Origin of the sequence: Alteromonas sp. PRIM-21, assembly GCF_027563165.1 — a bacterium.
Taxonomy (GTDB): domain Bacteria; phylum Pseudomonadota; class Gammaproteobacteria; order Enterobacterales; family Alteromonadaceae; genus Alteromonas; species Alteromonas macleodii_A.
The window spans coordinates 167,285-191,275 of sequence record NZ_JADOEK010000001.1; the positions used below are offsets into that span (position 1 = coordinate 167,285).

22 protein-coding genes and 1 other RNA gene are annotated in these 23,991 nt (G+C 43.0%); 19 read left to right on the top strand and 4 right to left on the bottom strand.

Translation table 11 applies throughout. The features are described from left to right. Positions 1 to 1,122, bottom strand: coding sequence for a phage shock protein operon transcriptional activator (gene pspF / locus IW644_RS00675; protein WP_269916004.1), 1,122 nt, complete (start codon positions 1,120 to 1,122; stop codon positions 1 to 3). Positions 1,123 to 1,343: 221 nt separating this feature from the next. On the opposite strand from pspF, the gene pspA reads away from it, so the two are divergent. The 7 genes from pspA to maiA all read left to right on the top strand — a co-directional run bounded on the left by pspA (position 1,344) and on the right by maiA (position 7,755). After that, positions 1,344 to 2,027, top strand: a complete 684-nt coding sequence (pspA, locus tag IW644_RS00680) for a phage shock protein PspA (protein ID WP_269916005.1) — start codon at positions 1,344 to 1,346, stop codon at positions 2,025 to 2,027. Between the two features lie 75 nt (positions 2,028 to 2,102). Further along, the gene (pspB, locus tag IW644_RS00685; protein WP_269916565.1) at positions 2,103 to 2,342 is read left to right on the top strand and encodes an envelope stress response membrane protein PspB; all 240 of its coding nucleotides are present in this window, start codon (positions 2,103 to 2,105) and stop codon (positions 2,340 to 2,342) included. Next, positions 2,339 to 2,785 carry an envelope stress response membrane protein PspC gene (gene pspC, locus IW644_RS00690; protein ID WP_269916006.1) on the top strand — a complete coding sequence of 149 codons (447 nt, stop codon included), beginning with the start codon at positions 2,339 to 2,341 and terminating at the stop codon, positions 2,783 to 2,785. The genes pspB and pspC overlap by 4 nt, the downstream gene beginning before the upstream one ends. A 203-nt stretch (positions 2,786 to 2,988) precedes the next feature. Beyond that, positions 2,989 to 3,789: a phenylalanine 4-monooxygenase gene (gene phhA, locus IW644_RS00695; protein WP_179982696.1), complete on the top strand. Its 801-nt coding sequence runs from the start codon at positions 2,989 to 2,991 to the stop codon at positions 3,787 to 3,789. 214 nt (positions 3,790 to 4,003) lie between these two features. After that, a complete protein-coding gene (tyrR, locus tag IW644_RS00700; protein WP_179982697.1) occupies positions 4,004 to 5,560 on the top strand; it encodes a transcriptional regulator TyrR in 1,557 nt (518 codons plus the stop codon). Between the two features lie 353 nt (positions 5,561 to 5,913). Next, positions 5,914 to 6,924: a fumarylacetoacetate hydrolase family protein gene (locus IW644_RS00705; protein WP_269916007.1), complete on the top strand. Its 1,011-nt coding sequence runs from the start codon at positions 5,914 to 5,916 to the stop codon at positions 6,922 to 6,924. 177 nt (positions 6,925 to 7,101) lie between these two features. Beyond that, on the top strand, positions 7,102 to 7,755 hold the full coding sequence (gene maiA, locus IW644_RS00710; protein ID WP_179985157.1) for a maleylacetoacetate isomerase: 654 nt from the start codon (positions 7,102 to 7,104) through the stop codon (positions 7,753 to 7,755). A 36-nt stretch (positions 7,756 to 7,791) separates the two neighbouring features. Here the strand turns inward: maiA and IW644_RS00715 are convergent, their stop codons facing one another. Beyond that, positions 7,792 to 8,259 (bottom strand): Lrp/AsnC family transcriptional regulator, encoded by a 468-nt coding sequence (locus IW644_RS00715; RefSeq protein WP_014948689.1) that lies wholly within the window; start codon positions 8,257 to 8,259, stop codon positions 7,792 to 7,794. A gap of 318 nt (positions 8,260 to 8,577) precedes the next feature. On the opposite strand from IW644_RS00715, the gene IW644_RS00720 reads away from it, so the two are divergent. Further along, entirely contained in the window at positions 8,578 to 9,636 is a 1,059-nt protein-coding gene (locus IW644_RS00720; protein WP_269916008.1) for a Glu/Leu/Phe/Val dehydrogenase dimerization domain-containing protein, read from the top strand. A gap of 86 nt (positions 9,637 to 9,722) precedes the next feature. Further along, positions 9,723 to 9,819: signal recognition particle sRNA small type (gene ffs / locus IW644_RS00725), an RNA gene on the top strand. Positions 9,820 to 9,834: 15 nt separating this feature from the next. Here the strand turns inward: ffs and IW644_RS00730 are convergent. Then, entirely contained in the window at positions 9,835 to 10,140 is a 306-nt protein-coding gene (locus tag IW644_RS00730) for a late competence development ComFB family protein (RefSeq protein WP_179982700.1), read from the bottom strand. A 323-nt stretch (positions 10,141 to 10,463) separates the two neighbouring features. Between IW644_RS00730 and IW644_RS00735 the strand changes: the two genes are divergently transcribed. From IW644_RS00735 to IW644_RS00775, 9 genes are all read left to right on the top strand, one after another. Then, on the top strand, positions 10,464 to 11,555 hold the full coding sequence (locus tag IW644_RS00735; protein WP_269916009.1) for a tryptophan 2,3-dioxygenase family protein: 1,092 nt from the start codon (positions 10,464 to 10,466) through the stop codon (positions 11,553 to 11,555). A 498-nt stretch (positions 11,556 to 12,053) separates the two neighbouring features. Next, positions 12,054 to 14,696 carry a TonB-dependent receptor domain-containing protein gene (locus IW644_RS00740; RefSeq protein ID WP_269916010.1) on the top strand — a complete coding sequence of 881 codons (2,643 nt, stop codon included), beginning with the start codon at positions 12,054 to 12,056 and terminating at the stop codon, positions 14,694 to 14,696. Positions 14,697 to 14,800: 104 nt separating this feature from the next. After that, a complete protein-coding gene (locus tag IW644_RS00745) occupies positions 14,801 to 15,715 on the top strand; it encodes a class I SAM-dependent methyltransferase (protein ID WP_269916011.1) in 915 nt (304 codons plus the stop codon). Positions 15,716 to 16,037: 322 nt separating this feature from the next. After that, positions 16,038 to 16,799 carry a DUF3450 domain-containing protein gene (locus IW644_RS00750; protein WP_269916012.1) on the top strand — a complete coding sequence of 254 codons (762 nt, stop codon included), beginning with the start codon at positions 16,038 to 16,040 and terminating at the stop codon, positions 16,797 to 16,799. 6 nt (positions 16,800 to 16,805) lie between these two features. Further along, positions 16,806 to 18,164: a MotA/TolQ/ExbB proton channel family protein gene (locus tag IW644_RS00755; RefSeq protein ID WP_269916013.1), complete on the top strand. Its 1,359-nt coding sequence runs from the start codon at positions 16,806 to 16,808 to the stop codon at positions 18,162 to 18,164. A 1-nt stretch (position 18,165) separates the two neighbouring features. Next, entirely contained in the window at positions 18,166 to 18,690 is a 525-nt protein-coding gene (locus IW644_RS00760; RefSeq protein WP_012517736.1) for a MotA/TolQ/ExbB proton channel family protein, read from the top strand. 11 nt (positions 18,691 to 18,701) lie between these two features. Further along, the gene (locus IW644_RS00765; protein ID WP_039222950.1) at positions 18,702 to 19,100 is read left to right on the top strand and encodes an ExbD/TolR family protein; all 399 of its coding nucleotides are present in this window, start codon (positions 18,702 to 18,704) and stop codon (positions 19,098 to 19,100) included. Position 19,101: 1 nt separating this feature from the next. Next, positions 19,102 to 19,713: an energy transducer TonB gene (locus IW644_RS00770; RefSeq protein ID WP_118489932.1), complete on the top strand. Its 612-nt coding sequence runs from the start codon at positions 19,102 to 19,104 to the stop codon at positions 19,711 to 19,713. Positions 19,714 to 19,715: 2 nt separating this feature from the next. After that, on the top strand, positions 19,716 to 20,981 hold the full coding sequence (locus tag IW644_RS00775) for a tetratricopeptide repeat protein (protein ID WP_269916014.1): 1,266 nt from the start codon (positions 19,716 to 19,718) through the stop codon (positions 20,979 to 20,981). 165 nt (positions 20,982 to 21,146) lie between these two features. Here the strand turns inward: IW644_RS00775 and IW644_RS00780 are convergent, their stop codons facing one another. Then, positions 21,147 to 23,420: a GNAT family N-acetyltransferase gene (locus IW644_RS00780; RefSeq protein ID WP_269916015.1), complete on the bottom strand. Its 2,274-nt coding sequence runs from the start codon at positions 23,418 to 23,420 to the stop codon at positions 21,147 to 21,149. Positions 23,421 to 23,479: 59 nt separating this feature from the next. On the opposite strand from IW644_RS00780, the gene IW644_RS00785 reads away from it, so the two are divergent. After that, positions 23,480 to 23,905: an acyl-CoA thioesterase gene (locus tag IW644_RS00785; RefSeq protein ID WP_025254437.1), complete on the top strand. Its 426-nt coding sequence runs from the start codon at positions 23,480 to 23,482 to the stop codon at positions 23,903 to 23,905. Positions 23,906 to 23,991: the final 86 nt, after the last annotated feature.

A 23,991-nucleotide genomic window follows, 5' to 3' on the forward strand; every position in this document is an offset into this window, starting at 1 on the left:
CTACGCCTCGACGTTTTCAGCGGAAGAATCTAGTAAGTTATATTTTTTGAGATAGCCTCGCAGCTGATGATAAGTCAGGCTCAATTTTTCAGCGGTTTTCTTTTGATTAAACTGACTGTCAGCAAGTGCCTGTTTTATCATATCTATCTCATGTTGTTGAGAGCGTTCTTTCAAATCTATGGGGTATTCGACAATTTCCTGCTTTTTGGCAGGGATAAGTGGTGTAACGTCAGCACTTTCAATATGTTCATTTACCATTGGCGTGTCTTTTTGTGCAACCACGTTAGGCGAATCTTGGGTGCTCACTCTATCATTTGTTTTTACTCTACCTTTCGGACGGAAGGCTGACTCGAAGGGGTCTAACACTATTTCATGGACTGGGAGGTGAGGGTTATTCGTTCTGTAAACTGCACGTTCAACCACATTCTTAAGTTCACGGATATTACCAGGCCAATCATAATCAAGCAGCGTACGTTTCGCTTTTTCAGTGAAGCCGCTAAAGAGTTCCATTTCCATTTCACGGGCCATATTAATGGCGAAGTTTTCAGCTAACATCATGATATCTTCTCGACGCTCGCGAAGTGGAGGGATGGTAATAACATCAAAAGCAAGACGGTCGAGAAGGTCTGCGCGAAATTCACCGGCATCGGCAAGCGCTGGCAAATCTTCGTTGGTAGCTGCGATAAGGCGTACATCGGTTTTTACTGACTTACTGCCACCTACGCGCTCAAATTCACCATATTCCACTACCCGCAGTAGCTTTTCCTGAATAAGACCCGATGTGTTAGCAAGTTCGTCAAGAAATAGGGTACCGTTGTGCGCTACTTCAAAGCGACCTTCGCGACGTTTCGAAGCGCCGGTAAAGGCGCCGGCTTCATAACCGAAAAGCTCACTTTCTAATAGGCTTTCACTTAGTGCCGCGCAATTCAGCTTAATATAGTTTTGATCCCAGCGCTTTGATAAGAAGTGCAGACGGGCAGCAATCAGCTCTTTACCAGTACCTCGTTCGCCAATGACGAGAACGGGTTTGTCTAGTGGGGCAATCTGTGAAATTTGCTCTAAAACTTCTAGAAAACTATTCGCTTGGCCAAGTAAATTGTCTTGCTGTCGATACCTACTCATTAAATCCCTCAAAAATTAGTCATTTCGACCAATTAATAGTGTAGAACAAAAGATATTGATAAACGAGCATTATTTGACCTCGTGAAAAATGTATAAAAAATAATAGGTTAGCATATGAACAAAGTTGGCAAGTATATTGAATACTACCTATACCAAGAGTAACCTATTTATCAAGTGTGGTGTTTTCTAACACTTACCATTTTTAGCAAGAGGTAATTATTATGGGTATCTTCTCGCGTTTTACAGATATTGTGAATTCGAATATTAATGCGATTTTAGACAAAGCCGAAGATCCTGAGAAAATGGTTAGATTAATCATTCAGGAAATGGAAGACACATTGGTTGAGGTGCGCTCTGCATCTGCAAAGACGCTAGCCAATAAAAAGGAAATAGTTAATCAAATTGCAAAGTATGAAAGCGATGCAAATGATTGGGAAGCAAAAGCAGAACTTGCGTTAAGCAAAGATAGAGAAGACTTAGCCCGAGCTGCACTGCAAGAAAAGAAAAAGTCTGCAGAAGCTGCAGAAGCCCTAAGTAAAGAATTGGCCGTTGTTGAAGAACAAATCAGCAAGCTTCAGGATGAAATTGGCCAGCTTCAAGAAAAGCTTGCAGATGCTAAGAGCCGTCAAAAAGCGATTATTATGCGTCAGAAAACCGCAAGCTCTCGTCTAGAAGTCAAGAAGACACTAGATAGTACGAAAGTAGATAATGCAATGGGGCGCTTTGAGCAATACGAGCGTAAAATCGATGACCTTGAATCACAGGTAGAAGCTTATGATTTGGGTAAAAAGACGCTGCAAGATGAGTTTGCAGAGCTAGAAGCCAGCGACAAGGTCGAGGACGAACTAGCTGCGCTTAAAGCCAAGGTAAAAGGTGCAAATAAAAGCACTGAAAAATCAGAATAATAAAAATAAGGTATACCCTCTTGATGGAAAACCGTGAAGAGGGTAGTTACATCAGAGTTTGTAGGAGACATTGAGATGGATGAAGGTACAATTGCATTGTTGGTTATGCCCCTTGTGGTGTTCTCAATATTTGTCGCTCCCATTTGGCTAATTTTACACTATCGAAGCAAAAAGCAGGTCAATCAAGGGTTGAGTGTTGAGGAACACGCATCTTTACAAGACCTTGCTGAAAAAGCAGAGAAAATGAGTGAGCGCATTGAGACATTGGAAGCCATTCTAGATAGTGAGGCGCCAGAGTGGAGGAATAGAGCATGAGAAATGGTAAGCAGCTCTATCGCAACCCCGAAAATGCGCGCATTGCAGGTGTGTGTTCAGGCATAGCAGACTACTTTGGACTAGAAACCTGGCTTGTAAGAATTCTCGTTGTTACTGGTTTCTTTTTACTTGCAGGACCCTTTATCTTTGTTGCCTACATTGCTGCATGGTTTATCTTAGACAAGAAGCCAGCTGGTCTAGAAAATGCAGCTACTCCACCGGTTTTTTCAAAAGGTAAAGGTTGGACGAATTCAAACGCTGGACAGGTGAAAAGTTCTAAAGTTGAGGTGAAAACGAAAGTTTGGCAGGCGGGCGAGCCACCCAAGCAGGCGTTTCATGATATTCGAAACCGCTTTGAAAAAGCAGAAGTTCGTCTACGTAAAATGGAAACGTATGTAACGTCTCGTGAATATCAGCTAAATAAAGAAATTAGTCGTCTATAACTGGCCTTACAGCTCACAAAAACCTAAAAAGAAACCGCTCGCAATGAGCGGTTTTTTGTTATCTAAATCAAAAGCTTTAGTTGCCTATGTAAAATTCCTGTTACAGCAAATATGAAGGTGCCATGAGGTCATCCACTTTTCGGCATCGTGAAATTCATTAGACTAAAAGGTAAGTTATTTCATACCTATTGGTCACAGAAGTTATGCCAAAATCAACACAATACCAGTCGAGACAATCTGATGAGAATGGCATTATCCATTGGTCAGATGAAGAAAACCAAATTTGGTCAGAGTTGTATGCGAGACAAATTCCACTGGTAAAAGAAAGAGCGTGCCAAGAATACTTGGACGGGCTTGATTTGTTGAAATTAAACGAAAAAGAAATCCCCCAGTTGCCAGACATTAATAAAGTTCTGATGGAAAAAACAGGGTGGCAAACCGCTGAGGTGCCTGCATTAATAAACTTCGGAGAATTTTTTAGGTTGCTGGCAAACAAGCAATTTCCTGTCGCTACTTTTATTCGTACGCGAGAAGAATTCGATTACCTTCAAGAGCCCGATATCTTTCATGAGGTATTTGGACACTGCCCGTTGTTAACAAACCCAGCTTTCGCTCATTTTACCCATACATATGGCAAGTTGGGTTTAGCGGCAAGTAAGGAAGACCGAGTTTACTTAGCGCGCCTTTATTGGTTCACGGTAGAATTCGGACTAGTGCGAGCTAAGGATGAATTAAAAATATATGGCGGGGGTATCTTGTCCTCACCAGGCGAAACTATTTACGCGTTAGATAGCGACACACCATTACGCAATCCACTAACTGCTATCGACGCTCTGCGAACGCCTTATCGTATCGATATTATGCAGCCTCTTTATTATATCCTGCCGGAATTCGACCATTTGTTCGAATTAGCAGAAATGGACATCATGGCACTAGTTGAAAAGGCAAAATCGTTAGGGTTGTTTTCCCCACTTTTCCCACCGAAAGAGAAAAAAGCCAGCTAACGCTATTGTTAATTAAATGTGTTTTATATAGGATGCCGCTCATCGAAGCGGCATTTTTTTGTTTCTGGGGTTTAGTCCTTTACCCTTGCGCAATTTACGTCTTAAATTAAGCTGCTCATCGCAATTTTAAAGTTCTGTAACATTTATCTTGTTATCTTTTTGTAAAAGTATGATATCCTGTACATATATGTTTACAATAAAGCTATAACACCCTATGCGTCTAGAAATAAGCTGTCAGGACCGTCTTGGAATCACTCAAGATGTTTTAGATATCCTCGTTACCAAAGAAATAGATTTGCGTGGTATTGAAATTGATCCCGCAGGTAAAATTTTCCTCAATTTTCCCAATATCGAGTTTGCTGATTTTCAGCACTTAATGCCTCAAATACGCCGCATCGATGGTATTGATGATGTAAAAACAACTTTATTCATGCCGGGAGAGCGAGAAAAAAACCAACTCTCCGCCATTTTGCGAACATTACCCGATCCCGTTTTCTCTATAGATGCAAAAGGCAATATTTTATTGTGTAACGAAGCGGTAAGCGCAGGGCTTGAAATGCCAAGCAGTGAAATCATAGGGACAGAAATTAGTGAGATTGTTAAGGGGTTCAACTTCACTAAATGGATGGATGGAAAGTCTCCGGGCCCACAGTCTTCAAAAGTGAAGTTTATTCAGCAGGATTATCTTGCTGATATGCTGCCAATCACCGTACCCGATGGTGAGCAAAATATGATTATGGCAGGTGCCGTTGTTATATTGAAATCGGAAATGCGCCTAGGACAACAATTTACTGCTTTTCACCAATCGCCTACTGACAGTTTCGATCGCTTTATCACTCAGTCACCGTTCATGAAGCGCGTGGTTCACGAAGCCAAGCGCATAGCAGACCTAGACGCGCCAGTACTAATTTTTGGCGAGACAGGCACGGGTAAAGAGATGATTGCTAGGGCATGTCATCAGTCTAGCCGCCGCAGCGAAGGTGCATTTTTAGCACTTAATTGCGCATCGCTACCCGACAGCGTGGCTGAAACTGAGCTATTTGGCTACGCTGCAGGTGCGTTTAACCAGCCAAGCGCAAAGGTGGGGCTCTTAGAGCAGGCGAAAGGTGGTACGCTTTTACTTGATGAAATAGCCGATATGTCTTCACAGCTTCAGGCCAAATTGCTTCGAGTTTTAGAGGATGGTGAATTCAGACGCGTGGGAGACTCGGAACCGGTTAAAGTGGATGTGCGATTTATTTGTACTACGTGCCGTGACTTAGGTCAGTTAGTGGAAGAGGGTCGATTTAGAAAAGAGTTGTATTATCGCCTAAACGTGTTGAGCTTGGTTATGCCGTCTTTAAAAGATAGAAGGCAAGATATAGTACCTCTCGCCGAATCTTTTATTGTGCAGCACAGTACTAAACTGGGCCGCCGTCCAGCAAAACTAAGCAAGTCTTGTGTAGATTTTCTTCAGCAATATCCATGGCCTGGCAATGTAAGGCAGCTTCAAAATGCCCTTTACCGCGCATTATCATTACTAGATGGAAAGGAAATTACCAAAGAAGATATTCAACTGCCAAGCTGCGCTCCTAGTGTTACCTATATAGATGAGAACTTCGACGGAACATTAGATGAGGAAGTGAAGAAGTTTGAGAAAGACCTGCTCAAGCGCTTGTACCCTTCCTATCCAAGTACACGCCAGTTAGCGAAAAAGCTAGGCTTGAGCCATACTGCTATTGCCAATAAGTTGCGAGAGTATGGCATCAACAAAGCGACCGTTAAGCTCTAACCAACTAAAAAAGTATTGCCCTTTGTTTCACTCACAATAGCAAAGGGCAATACTGCTTGGGGGCTTTCTGGTAAGGCTACGTCCCCCCGTTACGATAAATTTACATCACCTAGGAAGCAGACACCCAGCGCCTTTCGTGCACGATTGACAATATTGTGCGTACACCCTTTCTTACAGCCAAACAAAACTTCGTAACCCCAACACTTCTCAATGTATACCAACTAGTGGCATAACTATATTCACATAATGCTTACAATCTGCTGGCGCAATAAGGCTACTCTCATTTTCATATTCTACAAATTGAGAGGTTAGGCACATGGCCCAAGCAAAAGAGATATGTCGAGGAACGAATAATGAAACTAGCTACCTATAAAAATGAAACTCGCGATGGCTGCCTGATGGTAGTGTCAAAAGATCTTTCTCGCGCTTGCAGTGCAAAGGACATTGCAAAAACAATGCAGCACGCACTGGATAATTGGAAAGAGATAGCGCCTCAGCTTCAGATGAAGTACCAAGCGCTTAATGACGACACCTGCGAAAGCGTTCCGTTCGATGCTTCTCGCTGCGAGTCTCCTTTACCGCGTGCGTATCAATGGGCTGACGGTAGCGCTTATGTGAACCACGTTGAATTGGTGAGAAAGGCACGAAAGGCAGAGATGCCCGAAAGTTTTTGGACCGATCCGCTAATGTATCAAGGTGGTTCAGATGACTTTATAGGGCCTCTTGATGACATTATCTTGCCAAGTGACGATTGGGGAATTGATTTTGAGGGAGAAGTTGCCGTTGTTACCGATGATGTGCCAATGGCATGTTCACCGGAACAAGCGTCAGAGCGTATCCGCCTTATAATGCTGGTTAACGACGTATCCCTCCGTGGATTGATTCCTGGTGAACTAGCAAAAGGGTTCGGTTTCTTTCAGTCGAAACCTGCTTCTAGCTTCTCGCCGGTTGCAGTAACACCAGACGAGTTAGGTGATGCATGGAAAGAGAGTAAAGTTCACTTGCCGTTACGTTCAACCTATAACGGAGAATTGTTCGGCAAGCCCGAAGCGGGACAAGATATGACCTTTGATTTTGGTCAGCTAGTTGCACACGCTGCAAAAAGCAGAAATTTAGGCGCAGGAGCAATTATTGGCTCTGGTACTGTGTCAAATAAGCAAGGTACCGATTATGGTTCAGCTATTTCTGAAGGTGGGGTAGGTTACTCATGCATTGCAGAAGTGCGCATGATTGAAACAATACGCGATGGCAAACCTTCTACGCCTTTCATGCAGTTTGGTGACCGTATTCGAATTGAGATGCTAGATACAGAGGGTAACTCAGTATTCGGTGCTATCGAACAGCAGGTGAAACCACTGAACTAGAGATTTAGTAGCGATTTAGTGGTGGAAGCGGCAACGATCTTTTTGTTCACAGACCTGGCCTTTATTAATCGTGCTGGCCATTGTTTCCCACACTATTATTGATAGTAGAGAAAGCGCTAATGCGTAACGACAAACAGCGCTTTCTTTGGCTATATGTTTGACCGATGGAGTATTACCATGAGCATCAAGCTTTACGGTTATTGGCGTTCAACCGCTTCGTATCGAACGCGTATTGCACTTAACTTAAAGGGCGTTGACTACGAGTATGTGCCGGTGCACCTTGTCAATAACGGCGGTGAGCAACATAGCAGTGAATATTCACGATTAAACCCAGCACACCTCGTTCCCACATTTGTTGATGAAGACGAAGATATCATTCTCAATCAATCTTTAGCCATTATTGAGTATCTTGATGAGCGGTATGAAAGTGAATACAAGCTAGTGCCAGAGCACAGAACAGAGCGTGCAAGAGTAAGAGCGTTAGCGCAAGATATCGCCTGTGATATTCAGCCAATAGGTAACCTTCGTGTATTAAATGCGCTTAAAGGTAATTTTGAGGCCTCTCAAGATGATGTGGCCAAGTGGGCTGCGCATTGGATAACGTTGGGGTTTGATGGAATTGAACAACGCCTACAAACCCAAGCTGGCAAGTATTGTTTCGACTTTGACGTTACCCTAGCTGATATCTGTTTAGTACCGCAAGTGTACAACGCACAGCGCTTTAATGTGGATATGACTCGCTATCCGCTAATTAGTAAAATAGCGAGCAACTGTAATGAGTTGAATGCATTTGAGCAGGCGAGACCTGAGAATCAAACCGACGCACTTTAATATGTAGAGTCAGAGTTTAAATGTACTCTGACCCCGCTATTGGCGTTTAATGGGAAGCTCGGTGGTGTTTTTCACTTGTTTTAATGCGAATGTTGAGCTTAAGTGGTCCACAAGCGGAAGATGCGTCAATTTCGTTTTAAGTAAAAATTCGTATTCTTCAATACTTTCCACTATCACTTTCAGCAAATAGTCTTTTTCACCGCTTGTTGTGTGGCACTCTACTATTTCATCGATATTTTGAACCGCATTTTCAAAGTCGGTCAGCGAATCACCGTCATGGTTTTTGAGCGTAACGTAGATAAAAACTGATACGCCCAAATTGAGTTTTTTGCTATTTAGCAAAGTAACTTTACCTAGGATGATTCCATCGGCTTCCATTCTCTTTACGCGACGCCAACACGGTGTGTGTGACAATCCAACACGTTGACTTAAATCTGCCATTGATACCGTGGCGTCTTGCTGAAGTACGCGTAAAATCTCACGGTCAAACTTATCCAATTTCATTAACACTGTTTCCGTCGTCTTTATGATGTTTATTATATATCAAAATAAATTCTAGGATAGCTGTCCTAGAAAAATAGTATTCAATTCTATTGCGTTTCAGTTTGTAAAATTCATTAACAAACTTTGCAAGGCATGTCCTCAGAATTATCAGATACACTTTCAAAATGTTGATGATCTTTGCGATGCTAACGCTAAGCCAATAAGTGTATCGCAAATTGTTATCAGACTCTCACATCATTCCAAATGAGCACCGTCTAGAATTCGTGACAGCTCAGACTTGGATAGGCTTTAACTCATCACAGTATTAATAGGGAAAATATGTCAGTTTTTGATCACCCAGAGTTCGATAATCACGAACACGTTGCGTTTTATCACGACGAGAAGGCGGGCCTGAGTGCCATTATTGCTGTACACAACACTAACCTCGGCCCAGCGCTTGGTGGCTGTAGGATGTGGCCCTATGTTAACAGTAGTGAGGCGTTGACCGACGTATTGAGACTATCTAAAGGGATGACATATAAAGCTGCGATGGCCAATTTAGAGCTTGGCGGCGGCAAGTCGGTAATAATTGGTGACCCTCGAAAAGCAAAATCGCCGGAAATGATGAGAGCGATGGGTAAATTCGTAGAATCATTGGGTGGAAAATACTTCACCGCTGAAGACTCGGGCATTTCAGTAACTGATTTACAAACCATGGCAACTGAGTCTGATTACATAGCGGGTGTTAAAGCTCAGTATCACTATGCGGGTGAAGTACCCGATGGAAACCCCGCACCGTCAACGGCATATGGTGTTTTTGTTGGTTTAAAGGCTACCGTAGAGTATGGCTTGAAGCGCAGCTTGGATGGAGTCAGTGTGGCCATTCAAGGAATGGGGCACGTTGGCTATCGTCTTGCTAAGCATTTACATGAACATGGCGCTAAACTTTACGTTGCTGATATTTATCCTGAAGGTGTAGAGAAAGCGGTGAGTGAGTTCGGCGCAACTGCGGTAGCGCCTGAAGAGATTTTGAGTTTAGATGTGGATGTACTTGCACCTTGTGCATTAGGTGCTGCAATAAATGACCAAACGCTACCGGCGATTAAAGCCACAGTGATTGCAGGTGCAGCAAACAACCAGCTTGCTCGCGAAGACATTGGTGAGTTACTTCAACAGCGCGGCATATTGTATGCACCAGATTATGTGATCAATGCAGGCGGTGTTATTGATATCTTCCATCAGCGTATGGAATCGAGTTCTAACGAAGCATTACGCGCACATATTGAACAAATTGGCGAAACGCTAAAAGAAATTTATACCCGCGCTGAGCAGGAGGGGGCGGCGACTAACCGTGTCGCAAATGTAATTGCTGAAGAGAGATTTTCTATAAAGGGTTGAAAACTCTTGGCCAAATAGTCATAATGCGCCCCGCACTCAGGCAGGGGCGAATGACTTTGCTTTGAATGCGGTTTTCTATGGTGGGCTTTTGGTCCTCCCGCAATGATACTCTGTGAACCCGGTCAGGCCTGGAAGGGAGCAGCCGCAGCAGACGACTCATGTGCCGGGATGTGGCTGAAGGCCCGCCACCCAAATCTCTTATTCTACTTCTTCTATACCTTCTTCCGTATTTTCTTTCTTACTTTTATCTGCTTCGTCTAAATATTTCAGTGCTTTGCTAATCGCGTGCTCAACATTCATTTCCATTTGGTTGCGTTCACTTTGCGGCAGGTAAAATGCCATATCAACTTCATATCGAATGTAACGCGGCGGAACCTGATTTAGCGCAAGGCAGCACAAATCTGCCAAATAATCGGGGCTTTTGGTCGTATCAAGACCCAGTTTACTAATTCTTTCTAAGACCAAGTGCTCATAATAATTGTGAATATCGTCGTCTAGTTTCACCTTCGTTCCCCTTATCGTTTTTGTAAGCATCGTGCTTTAGCGTTTTGAATAGTATGCAAGCAATACGTTACACAAGTAGCCTCAAGCTTAAAAGAGCCCTAGATCAAGAAAGCCTTTGAGCTTTTAAGAAACTCTTAGCTTAATTAAAACCTCTAGTTCAGATTACGCCTTTACACTTGTAATGGATACATTCGTTTACGCCCACCGCGATACGACATTACCCTTAGCTATGTAACCTTATAATGTATAGCTTGTATTCTGGGGATGTCGAGGTGACGGTGTTAGTATTACACGGTTCAAATCAGTAATAAGGCAATAATAAAATGAAGAAAAATATAGAGCCCTGCTACTACGGCGATTACTTGCATCTAGATAAGGTACTAGGCGCGCAAGAATTGCAAAGTGAGAAATACGGCGATGCGGCCCACGAAGAGATGTTGTTCATTATCGTACATCAGGTTTACGAACTCTGGTTTAAACAGGTCCTTCACGAACTCAATGCCGTTATTGATACGTTTAACCAAGAAACGGTGAAAGACCAGCAGTTAACGTTAGTTGTACACAGACTACAGCGAATCATACAAATTCAAAAACTTATGAACGACCAAATTGCCATCATGGAAACCATGACACCGCAGCAATTTCTGTCGTTTCGAGATTATCTTGTGCCCGCATCGGGCTTTCAGAGTATCCAGTTCAAACGTTTAGAAATTTCTCTCGGCTTAAAACGTGATTTTAGGATCGATTTTGACAAGCAAAGCTTTTATAACCGGCTTACTGACAAGGACCGAGCATTGCTCGAAAGTTTAGAAAGCAAGCCGAGCTTGTTTGAATTGGTCGATGATTGGCTTTCTCGTATGCCCCTTTTAAAAACTGAAGGGTTCGACTTTTGGCAATACTATAAAAATGCTGCTGACGAAATGTTGAAAGATGACCATAGCACCATTTCCACTAGTGAAATGTTGTCGGAGACAGAAAAGCGTCAGGAGCTGAAGGATCTAAAAGCCACTAGAGAAAACTTCGATGCCTTATTTGATGAAACTAGATTTGAAAAACTTCGAGGTGAAGATAAGTTCCGTTTAAGCCATAAGGCCATGCTCTCAGCTTTATTTATAAAGCAATACTCGGAAGAGCCAATATTCAATCTTCCTTTTCAACTTATCACAGCACTTACTGAAGTAGATGAGCAATTAACGATATGGCGCTATCGTCACGCCATGATGGTTCAGCGCATGCTGGGTACTAAAATAGGGACGGGTGGCTCTTCTGGTCACCACTATTTAAAGAAAACTACCGAGTCCAATCGCATTTTTTTAGACTTTTTCAACATGGCAACATTTTTACTGCCTAAAAGTGCGTTACCTGAATTGCCCGAAGCAGTGCGTAAATACTTGGGGTTTTATCTACAGCAGTGAGTAAACTTAATTTATTAACTTTATCTTATAATTGCTTCAGCATTTTTCTGTTTGTGTAGAGGCCAAGTAAATCGAAGTATCTGGGGTTATTTAGCCCAATAAATTTGCATTTAGAGCGTTTAAGTAAATATAAAGTGTCTTTTCAATTCTCTTGTAATTTTAGATTTCGGTACAAAATTCAATCTGCTCAAGGTTAAATAATAACCAGTTTAAGTGGTCGGTATGAAAAATAATCAGAAATAAATTGGGTGCTTTTTTTACATTTTATCTAATTGTAATAAAAGACTTTATTTCGTTTTTGTAGCTATTTTGTTACAATTTTCTTTAAAGTGTCGAAAAAAAAATTGAACTTTTCAGAACCGTTTATCTGATCCTTGTTGACCCTGAATTGAGCTTGTGTTTATTATCATTATGAGGTCCAAACCTTACTAATAATAAATCGTTATAAAGACGATGCTGAAATGCTAAAACGTATTTTCAAGTCCAGGGAGACAATACATGTTTACAAATTCTAAGCTGGCTAAATCAGTCAAGCTAGCGTGCGCGTTTGGTGCTGCGTCCGCTTTTTCATTCTCAGGTGCTGTTAATGCACAAGAAGAGCAAGAAGCTGTTGCTGTTGAAAAAATCGAAGTAACAGGCTCACGCATCAAGCGTAGTGACCTAGAAGGCGCTGCTCCTGTTGTATCTATTACAGCCGCTGATATCAAACTTGAAGGTGACTTTACTGTTGCAGACGCGCTTCGCTCAAGCTCACTGAACTCTTTCGGCTCGTTCTCAGAGCGTTCAGGTAGTTCTGCACAGTCGCAAGCAACTATCAACCTTCGCGGTGCTGGTTCTCGTCGTACGCTAGTACTTCTTAACGGTCGTCGCTTCCCAGGTTCACCTACACTAGGTGGTGCTTCTGCAAACCTTAATGCTATTCCTATGGCTGCGGTTGAGCGAATCGATATCATGACTGAAGGTGCTTCTTCAATCTATGGTTCTGACGCAATGGCTGGTGTTGTAAACATCATTCTTAAGGACAACTTCGAAGGCCTGACTTTCAACATCGGCGCAGGTATGCGTGAGCAGGATGAAGGTACAACTTCTGCTGAGTTCTCAGTAGTTGGTGGTATTTCTAACGACAAAGGTAACGTAACATTCTCGTTCGATCACCAGCGTCGAGAAGGTATTTCTGATGCAGACCGTGAATACACTAAAGCAAAAATTGGTGATTTTGACGGTGACGGCGATATCCAAGCATACACTGCTGATACTGTAGGTTGGTCTTACTTCGGTGCTACTGTATTGTCTCCAGACTTCTCAGAAGCTCAAGCTTCACCTCTTTGCGATAGCCTGATCTCTGAATACGGTGAAGATACATTCCGCCGTGTAGACGCTGATGAAGATTGGGGCGAAGGTTCTGAGTACTGTATGTATGCGTACGCTAACGTATCTTACAACACTGCATCAATTGACCGTAATACACTATATGTAAGTGCTGATTACGAAGTAATGGAAGATGTTGAGTGGTTTGGTCAAGCAATGGTTGTTCAAAACTCATCATTTGGTCGTTACGCTCCACCTGCTGCTGCATGGACTGACATGGATGCTGACAACCCTCACAACCCTTACGGTGTTGACGGTGCATACGGTCTATTCCGCTGGGTTGGTATCGGTACTCGTGACGGTAACGTAGACGACTACAACCAAGACTACACTACTGGTCTTCGCGGCATGCTAGACTGGAACAATGCTGAGTGGGAAGTTTACTACCACTTTAACATGGCTGATAACAAATCAGTTGGTCAGTACTACCTTTCTTACTCAGGCCTTGCATATAACGAACAAAACGGTATCGACCTAGGTTCAGAAGAAGGTGTTGCAAACATGAAAGCAACAACCCTTCAAGAGTCTAGCTCACGCTTCCACCAATACTACGCGGGTATCGGTTTCGATATGTTCGAACTTCCTGGTGGTATGGTTGCTCACTACTTCGGTGCGGAGTTCTTTGAACAAACTTATGCTGACATCTATGATGGTCAGTCTGAAGCTGGTCGAATCGGTGGTTCTGCGGGTAACTCATCTCAAGGTGACCGTGACGTAACAGCAATCTTCTTCGAATCTGTTCTTCCAGTATCTGATACTGTAGAAGTAAACATTAAAGCGCGTTACGATGACTACTCTGACTTCGGTAGCAAGTTGTCACCAGCAGTGTCTGCTCGTTGGGAAGTTGCTGATGGCCTAGTACTTCGCGGTTCATACTCTGAGTCTTTCCGTGCACCAGGTCTTGACCTTCTTAACGCAGCTCGTACGTTCTCTGCAGAAGATGCAATTGACTATAACAACGGTTCAACTGTTGAGCGTCAGTATGATACATACTACACAGCTAACGCTGACCTAGATGCTGAAACGTCTGATTACCTAAACTTTGGTGTTGCATATGACGTGAACGATAACGTTAGTGTTAAACTTGACTACTTCAATCTTTCGATTGACAACGTAATTCAAGCGAAAACACTTCAGAATCTACTTTCTGACGAGGCGGCAGGTCTAATCACTGCGGTTTCTGTAGATACAGACACCTCAGACGAGACTTTCTACCTTAAGCGTGCAGCATCTGGTGTTCTAGTTGAAGCTGGTACTTCATACTTCAACGGTGCAGGTTTTGAAATTGAAGGTATCGATTTCACCCTTAATGCGAACCTAGAAACTGAATTCGGTAACTTCCGTTTCCAGAATGTTAACTCTTTCGTACTTTCTTACGACCAAGAAGTTGGCGGCATCGTTCAGGATATCGCTGGTTGGTCTGGTAGCCCAGAATTCAAATCAGTTGCAACTGCAGTTTGGAGCTTTGAAGAGCATACACTTGCTTGGAACATGACTTACACAGACAGCACGTCTGAGTTCCAAACAGCGCCTGTAGATGCGGACGGCAACACTATCGTTGGACCATATGAAATTAACGGTAGACTTGATAGCTGGTTAATCCATAACGTAACTTACACGTTCGATATGGCTGACTACGGTTCAATCACGCTAGCTGTTAACAACGTAACTGATGAAGATCCAGTATTCTCATCAAGCGGTACATGGGATAACCAAGACCTGTACAACAACTTTGGTCGTGACTACCGTCTTAACTACCAAGTTAGCTTCTAAGCATAGAATCTAGTTTAAAAAAGGCCGAGTAATCGGCCTTTTTTTATTTTGGTGGAAGAAAATTAGTTTTATCCTGTCTTTAATATGATTAAAGAGTACTTCTCATGAGTAGTTATTGGAGTGAATACTGGCAGCAAGGTCACGTTAACTCGTTTGCTGATTCAACAAGTCGAAATTATGAAGGCGAGCTTGCTGAACAATGGCTGAGGTTTTTCGATGAGACAAACGTTCAAGGTGGTAGAGTCGTAGACCTTGCTACAGGTAATGGCGCGCTTATCGATCTTGCCGTAAATAGAGGTAATTTCCGCGAACCGGAATATATCGGTGTTGATTACGCAACCTTAAAAATAGGCGATAGTCTTAAACATTCTAATATCACCTTCCTGCAAGAACAGAATATTGAATTACTTCCATTTGCAGACAATGCAGTGACCGCTGTCGTTTCTCAATTCGGTATCGAATACAGCAATTTAGACCTCACTTTAAATGAAGTAAGCCGAATTCTATGTCCGGGTGGAAAGTTTAGAGTGGTGGTTCATCGGAAAGAAAGCGCTATTGTTGCGCCTAACTTTCAAACTCTCAACGTTATAAAAACGCTACAAGGTAAGAATAGTCCTGTAGATACACTTAAGCGCTTAGTTTTCGCGTTAAACGAATCTTCAAGGCCAAGCCAAGAGAAGGAAACTATTCGGTTAGAGTTAAACGAAAAAGTGGGAAAACTCGTCAGTGAATATAAACAAGCATTGTACGATACGAACTTCCCCAAGCTTTTGAAGACGGTTTTAAATCCGAAAGTTTCAATTGCACAAAAAGAGAAGATTTTTGTCGAGTACGATAAAGAATTAGCATCTCATGGCGTAAGACTATCGGATTTAATCGACGCTGCGAGCGATTCTGAAGAAATTACGTTATTCAAACGTAAATTAATGTGTAACGATTTTGTTGATATTAGTGTGTCAGACATATCAGATAAAAGAGGTTTAATAGGCACAACAATTAGTGCTATAAAAAGGGAGTAACTTGTCGTATTTGTAATCACTACCTGTGAATGTTGATGCGCAATATGTCCTTCAAGTTAATTTATTAACAAACAGATTGCATAAAAGGTGATTAATTGGACGCTGAGTGAACAATTAACCTCCACTTCTCTGCTGCAAGTACTTTGCTAGCTTGACTCTACCGAGCAATCCATGTGAATATAATACGTTCGTAGTACTGACTATTAATGTCAGAGCTACATTCCTGAAACAAAATTGTGAAAGTTTTATACGCCCCTTGCCCGAATATTTTCCTTATCGGCGAGGATTCAAATAAGAAATTTGGTTGGGAACTATGTCCAAAATGAGCAAGAGAACTCTTATTGCTTCTACTGTTATGGGTGCTTTCGCACTAACAGGTAGTGCAGTCTCTGCAGATACGCTTGAAGATCTTCATAAAGAAGAAGCGAAAATCCACGCGGCTGCAGCGAAATCTCAAGAAAAAATCAACACGTTGTTTGAACAGTCTCAAGAACTACTTGTTGAGTATCGTCAAACAGTAGATGAGACAGAAAACCTTAAAATCTACAACGATTATATCGCTAGCCTTGTTGCAGACCAGCAGCGTGGAATCGACTCTCTACAGCGTCAAATCGACAGCATCGAAGAAACTAAGCAGGGCATCGTTCCTCTTATGTTCCGCATGATTGATAGCCTAGAGCAGTTCATCAAGCTAGATCGTCCAATTCACTTGGAAGAGCGTCTGCAGCGTGTAGAACGTCTTCGCGACCTAATGGCTAACTCTAACGTTACTGTTTCTGAGCAGTTCCGTCAGGTACTAGAAGCTTATCTGGTTGAAGTTGAGTACGGTACTAAGATCAATTCTTACCAAGGTACTATCGACGACGCGGGTACAGAAGTTACTGTTGACTTCTTTAACCTAGGTCGTGCAGCGCTAGTAGCACTTTCACTTGACCAAACTCACGCTTGGGTTTGGAACAACGAAAGCCGCACATGGGAAAAACTGAGTGACGACTATCTGTCTTCAGTTGTTGACGCAGTTAAGATGGCGAACAACGTCATTCCTGCGGATCTGATTAAACTACCAATTAGCGCAGCGGAGTAATTGTTAATGAAACCAGTATTCAAATCTCTTTTAGCCGCTGCGACAGTTGCAGTTGCAGCAACCGGAGCGCAAGCTCAGGAAGCAAAGAGCCTGAAAGATCTTTTAGACCAGGTTCAGCAGAATCGTGTTTCTGAAGCTCGCCTAGACAAAAAACGTGAAGCTGAATTCCAATCAGCTCGTGCTGACAAGCAAGCGCTTCTTCGTAAAGCTCAAGCAGACCTTAAAGCTGAGCAGCAACGTGGCGACCGTTTACAGAAGCAATTCTCAGATAACGAAGTAACACTTAACGAAAAAGCAGCTGAGCTAGACCAAGCAACTGGTACGCTTGGTGAAATGTTCGGTGTGGTACGTCAAGCGTCTTCTGAAGCTTATGGTCGTATCTCTACATCAATCGTTAGTGCTCAATTCCCTGGCCGTGGTCAGTTCTTAGCTGAAATGTCTGAAGACTCTAAGGGTCTTCCTAACATTCAAGAACTAGAAGACCTATGGTTTGCACTTCAAAAAGAAATGACTGAAGGTGGTGAAGTTGTTAAGTTTACTACTGAAGTAGTTAACCTAGACGGCGGTTCTTCACAGCAAGAAGTTGTTCGTGTTGGTACTTTTAACCTTGTTGGTGAAGCAGGTTACCTAGCGTATGACGCTGAAGCTGAAGTTGTTCAGCCTCTTGGTCGTCAACCAGATGGTCACTTCGTAGCGTCTGCTGACGATCTAATCGATGCAACTTCTGGTATAGTTCCTTTCTACGCTGACCCGTCTCAAGGTGCAATCCTTGGTCTATTGAAGCAGAAAGCGACTATGGCTGAGCGTTATCACGCGGGTGGCCCAGTTGGTTACACAATCACGCTAATGCTAGCAATTGGTCTACTTATTGGTATTTACAAGATGATTACGCTAACCATCACTGGTGGAAAAATGCGTTCACAGCTTAAGAATGTAAACAGCCCATCTGAAGGTAACCCTCTAGGTCGTATTCTTAAAGTTTACCAAGAGAACAAAACTGCTGATGCAGAAAACCTTGAACTTAAACTTGATGAAGCGATTCTTCGTGAGCTTCCAAAAATTGAAAGCGGCATCAACGTAATCAAGATTTTCGCAGCGATTGCTCCTCTACTAGGTCTACTAGGTACAGTACTTGGTATGATCGAGACGTTCCAAACCATCACTCTATTCGGTACTGGTGACCCACGTATGATGGCAGGAAGTATCTCAATGGCTCTTGTAACTACTGCTCAAGGTATTATCGCGGCTCTGCCTCTAATCCTTACTCACAGCATCGTAGCTTCTCGTAGCAAGTCAATCATCCACATTCTTGATGAGCAAACTGCGGGTATCGTAGCTGCTCACTCAGAGTCGGAGAAAGCGTAATATGAATTACCTGATTGGATTATTCGAATCGGTCAGGGACTTTATCGCTACCGGCGGTGACGTACTTTACTTCGTTGCTGCCGCGCTCTTTCTCATGTGGGTTTTAATGATTGAGCGTTACTGGTATTTAACCTCGGTCTTCCCAAAGGTGAAGAAAAACATCATCGCGAATTGGGATGCCCGAGCAGATACCACATCATGGTATGCGCATAGAATCCGTGACGCGTGGATTTCTCAAGCGTCAGACGATCTAAACGCTAGAATGCTGATTATCAGAACCATTATTGCAATGTGTCCGTTAATCGGTCTACTTGGAACAGTGACCGGTATGATCAGCGTTTTCGAGACAATGGCAACACAGGGCACCAGCAACGCACGTCTAATGGCAGCTGGTATCTCTATGGCAACTATCCCGACAATGGCGGGAATGGTAGCCGCGCTATCTGGACTGTTCATCAGTTCTCGTCTTGAAGCGAAAGTGAAGCTGGCAAGAGAAGGGCTAGTTGATAGCCTGCCACATCATTAGAGAGAGAGATTATGGCTCGAAAAGTCAGAACCGAGGAAGAAGATGCACAGATCGACATGACACCCATGTTGGATATCGTGTTTATCATGCTGATCTTCTTTATCGTTACCACTGTTTTCGTTAAGGAAGCAGGGATCGAAGTCAACAAGCCAGATGCGAGCCAGGCGATTCTTCACAAAAATGCAAACATTTTCATCGCCGTAACGGAAGACGGAAATGTATGGCTAGATAAGCGTGAAGTAGCGCCGGACAGCGTAAGAGCGAATATTGAAAGACTGCTTACCGAGCAGCCAACTGACTACGTAATCATTCAAGCTGATATTAAAGCGAAGCATGGTTTAGTAGTTGAAATTATGGATCAGGTTAAAGCCGCTGGCGTTAACCGAGTCTCGGTAGCGGCAAGGGGATAAGATGTTACGTATACTTGTATCTATTGTATTAGGTGCTGCGGTCGCATTTGCCCTGTTCGTTCTAATGGCCAAGTTGATTGAAAATTCATCTAGACCAGCAGACGAAGTACCGCCTGCACCGGTTATCGATATTGTAATGCAGGAACCAGACGACCAGACGCAAACGCGTACTCGTGTTCCACCACCACCGCCACCTCCGCCTCCACAGCCTCCTAAAATGGAGCAGGTAGAGCCGGAAACAGCGGAACCTGATGCAGATGGCTTTAGCTTAGCTATTCCAGCCATCGACACAGGTGGTGTTGGTGTAAACATCGGTGGTGTTGGTGCAATGCAACGTGACGGTGAAGCTACACCTATCGTTCGTATCGACCCGAAATATCCACCTGATGCAGCCCGTGACGGCCGCGAAGGTTGGGTAAGACTGTCTTTCACTATCAACGAAGTTGGTGGTGTTGAAGATATCGAAGTTATCGAAGCTGAACCTAAGCGCGTATTCGACCGTGAAGCACGTCGTGCTCTACGTAAGTGGAAATACAAGCCTAAGATCGTTGATGGCAAGCCAGTTAGACAAACAGGCATGTTCGTACAGCTAGACTTTAAACTGGAGCAATGATCATGATGAAACGTACATTCAAAATGTCAGCCGTTGCTTTAGTGCTAGGCGCAGGTGCGGTGCTTTCTGCACCCGCTGCTCTAGCGCAGTCGGCACCTGTTGTTTGCCCTGGATATGAGAAGGGTAAAACAACGCTAGTAGGTGAGCGTACCGGTAAGAAGGTTCAAAAAGCTTTTGAATTCTACAATGAAGACCAGCTTACGGAAGCGTTAAACGTGCTTTATGAAATCGACCCATCGGACGATTTTGACAAAGCCTACGTTAAGCGTTTCATCGGTAATTTATTGGCTTCACAAGAAGGTCAAGGCGGTAAAGCGTTAAACTATTTGGTCGACTCAGTTGAACCAAAAGTACTTAACGACACAGAGCACTCTCAGACACTTAAATTAATAGGTGATTTGAGCATGCAGGAAGAGAAGTACACTGATGCCATCAAATGGTATAACAAGTGGATGGAATTTACCTGTAAGGAAGATGCTGATGTGTATACTCGCCTAGCGCAAGCTTACTTTGAGTCTAAGCAGTTAGCTAAAATGATTGAGCCAGCAGACAAGGCCATTGCTTTGTATGAAGAGCCAAACAAGAACCCTTATGTTCTTAAGCTAACTTCTTATTACGAGCGTAAGATGTACCCTGAAACGGTTTCTGTAGCGGAAGATCTCGTTAGTACTTTCCCTCAGGAAAAGACTTGGTGGTCGCGTCTTGGTTTTTTCTACATCTTAGTTGAAGACTACGAAAAAGGTCTTTCAACACTAGAACTTGCTTATATGCAAGGCTATCTAGAAAAAGATTCAGAAATTAAAACGCTTGCTCAGCTTTATCAAAGTAATGGTATGCCTTACAAGGCTGCTAAACTGCTTGAAAAGCACATGAAAGAAGGCTTGTTAAAGAACGATGCTGATATGCTTGCGAATATCGCTAATGCATATCACCAGGCTAAAAACTTTAAAACAGCGGCAAACTTGTATGCACAAGCTGCAGCTAAGAGTTCAGACCCTGAGCATTATCGTAAACAAGGTACGCTTTTACTTGTAGCAGAAGATTATAAAGGTGCTATCAAAGCTCTAGAAAATGCTCTAGAACGTGGCGCTGAAAACCCAGAGAAGATTCACTTCACTCTTATGGAAGCGAACTTCTACGCGGGTAACTTCAGGTCTGCATACAAGCATGTACAAGAAGCTAAGAAAGATCGCTCACTACGTCGTAACGCGGCTGCGTGGGAACCTTACATCAAGGAAAAAGCTAAAAACCGTGGTATTAATATCTAATATTCGGATTTAGCCAAAAGCCTCCTTCGGGAGGCTTTTTTTTGCCTTAAACTTTTGTTTAGGTAAGAAGGAAAGCTAAGAAGTAAAGTAAGGACAAGGCTATTATCAAAGGCAACAGGATAGTAAAAATTAAGCTTCAGTATCTAATGGGAAGACTTACGGGTTTTATTGAAATTGGTCAAAAGCGGCACACAACTCAGTTCTTACTATTGATGTGGTTTCTTTCAAGCCATTTACGCTCATTCCATTATTACTTAAAACGCCTTTGACACGCTTCATCTCTATGTTTGAATGACTGAATAGCGCTGTTAAATAGCTTTTTTTGTTTATCACGTTTATCAGTAGAGCTACCTTTTCCTGCGTATCCCCAGCTATTCCAGGCATATTGCTGCAATCTCTGGCATGACTTTGCGTTTCTATTTGAGAGACAGATTGCGCCTCTTTCGACAACTTATGCAAAATTGGCCAAACATCATCTAACGTTCTATAACCTTGAATAAACTGAGCGAGCTTTGTTACATAGATATCGAGCACGGTTTTAGACAGTTCATTTACATTAGCGCCATCAAAGCTGGCCTTTAATGATTTGAGGTTGGTTACAAGTTCAGTTGTTTTGGGGGAAAGGGGCAGCACAGCTAACGCGCTCGTCTCACCACTGGCCTTGTTAGGTTTTCTGCCATAATCAACTATGTCAAAACCATTTTGAGTCCAAAAGTTATCTAGCTTCAATGTGGTACCGTATGACGTGCAAGTTGCATCTATTAATTGTTCCCGGGCTTCGCTAACGACTTTATTTACTACATAACTACCGACGCCTCTTCCTTGAAGTTTCGGATGTACAGCAATACGGTTAATTCTCCAATACTTGTGTGTAGCCGCTTTAGGATCGGCAGAAAGCAGGGTAAGCCTTTGCGCAGCTAAATGCCCTTTAGGACGGCGGCGCCCCGACGCAATACCTGTTGATACATGGGTTAACTTAATACCACCTTCAATATTTATAATTGCGGCTGCTACCACAAGGGTGCCTAACTTCAATGTGGCAACCATTATGTCAGGACTATCCAGTAAACGCATAAAATCGTCAGGCGTGGTTTGGTAGTGCGCCAGCGCAAGCAGAGACATAATTTGCTGAAGCGTGCTTTCATTAACGTCTTCAAAAGAACGTAAACAGAAATTGCTCCTCTCTAGTAGTTCGACGCTATTTTCTGACTCAATATTTGTGATGATATTGTTTACATTGCCGCCCTCAAACAAGCATGTGCTTTTAAAGAATGCTTCGATAGGGTCATTTTCGAACCATCGCAGTGGGGTCGACAGCGTTAAATGAATGCTACCATTGGGCAAGTTAGGAATGAGTTTATGAATAAATCCGTTTCCCGAGCCTTCATAGCCTTGCAGCGTGGTGCTCAAAATCCACTGAGGGTTAGTCGTTATTATTCGGTTTACGACTGGCAGGGGCATTGAGGCGGCTTCATCAACCACCACAAGGTCAAATGTTGTATTGTTTTTGCTATTTTGGGTATGAAGTAGTTCGCTGTCAGGAGGTACCCATTTTACAGAGCCTAAACACGCCCTTGGTGCGTCTACGGAACGCTGCTCTTTATTGATGGAGTCGGTATGATGAAACTGGTAATCTGTTTTGTTGGTGACGTCAAATTGATGAAGCTGAGACATTACGTTAGCAACGTTTTCATACTGCTCGCTAGTGAGCAGCACGTTTTTCCCTTTCCTTACTAAGCTGTCAATAAATATGCCTAACAAAGAAGATTTACCTCTTCCTCGCGGAGCAGTGACCAAAGCGTTCAACTTATTTAGCGAGTAAGACTGGTACAATCGGCCATACACGCATTCTTGCTCTTTAGAGCGGAACAGCGAACCTCTATAAGCATTTTCTAAGGAGGGCTTTTCTACTCTATAGGTTGATAAATCCGGCAGCCTAGCTGTAGATTCAGTCAGTATCGCTATGTCAGCATTTGTACGCAGGCATTCAATAAAACGTGCCAGATATCGGCTATGGGTGAGCGTAAAGCCTTCTGAAAGAAAAGAAACTGAAGCATTGCTGCTCCACTGTTCCAACTCAGGACAGATAAGTACTAAACACCCCTGGTGTTTTACTATGCCTGCTACTGCCATTGCATCACCAGGCTTAAAAGAATCCCTACAATCCAGTGACGCAATATCGTACTCGCTGCCTAGCACTTTTTTCCGTCTTTTTCCCTTCAACTCAGTACTAGTAAAGGTCGCTAGACTCAAAGATTCAGTTTCATCGGCTGAAGTTTGAATTATGGATAATGCCGCTTCACAAAACGTATCATTACCTGAAATTATCAGCATTCTTCGGTGAACTGGATAATTTATGTCTGATAGGTGTGAGCTATTTTCGCATTTATTTTTAGTGTAGGGGGCAAGAAGCCATTCACGTAATTGATTTAGCGCCATGAATCAGTTTTTTCGGTATAATCTTACGCTATAGTAGCGATTTATTGTGAGGAATTCGAATGCGCTTTCTTTCTCGGCGTTTAGTTATGCCAAATGATCTTAATTACGCCAATTCTTTGTTCGGTGGCCGCGCGTTAGAATGGATAGACGAAGAGGCTGCCATTTGGGCAATCTGTCAGTTAGAGACCAATTGTTTAGTGACTAAGCATATTGGCGAAATTAGTTTTGAATCACCGGCGATGCAAGGTGATATTGTAGAGTTTGGTTTGGAAACCAAGGCGGTAGGTCGGTCATCTATTACCGTAAGTTGCCTAGTGCGCAATAAGGCCACTAAAAAAACTATCTGCTTTGCAGATGACATCGTTTTCGTAAAGGTTGACCCAGATACTCGCCAACCAACAGCACACGGCAAAACGCTAGAAGGGTTAAAAGCACAAACTGACGATGAAGTTCGTCGGCTTAATATGAATATTAACGCTGAATAGCCTTCGGCTCTGCATGCCTTATATCATATAAAAATTATGACCTTAGCTTAATGTCGTATCTGCTTGACGGCGTGTATTGAACTGGT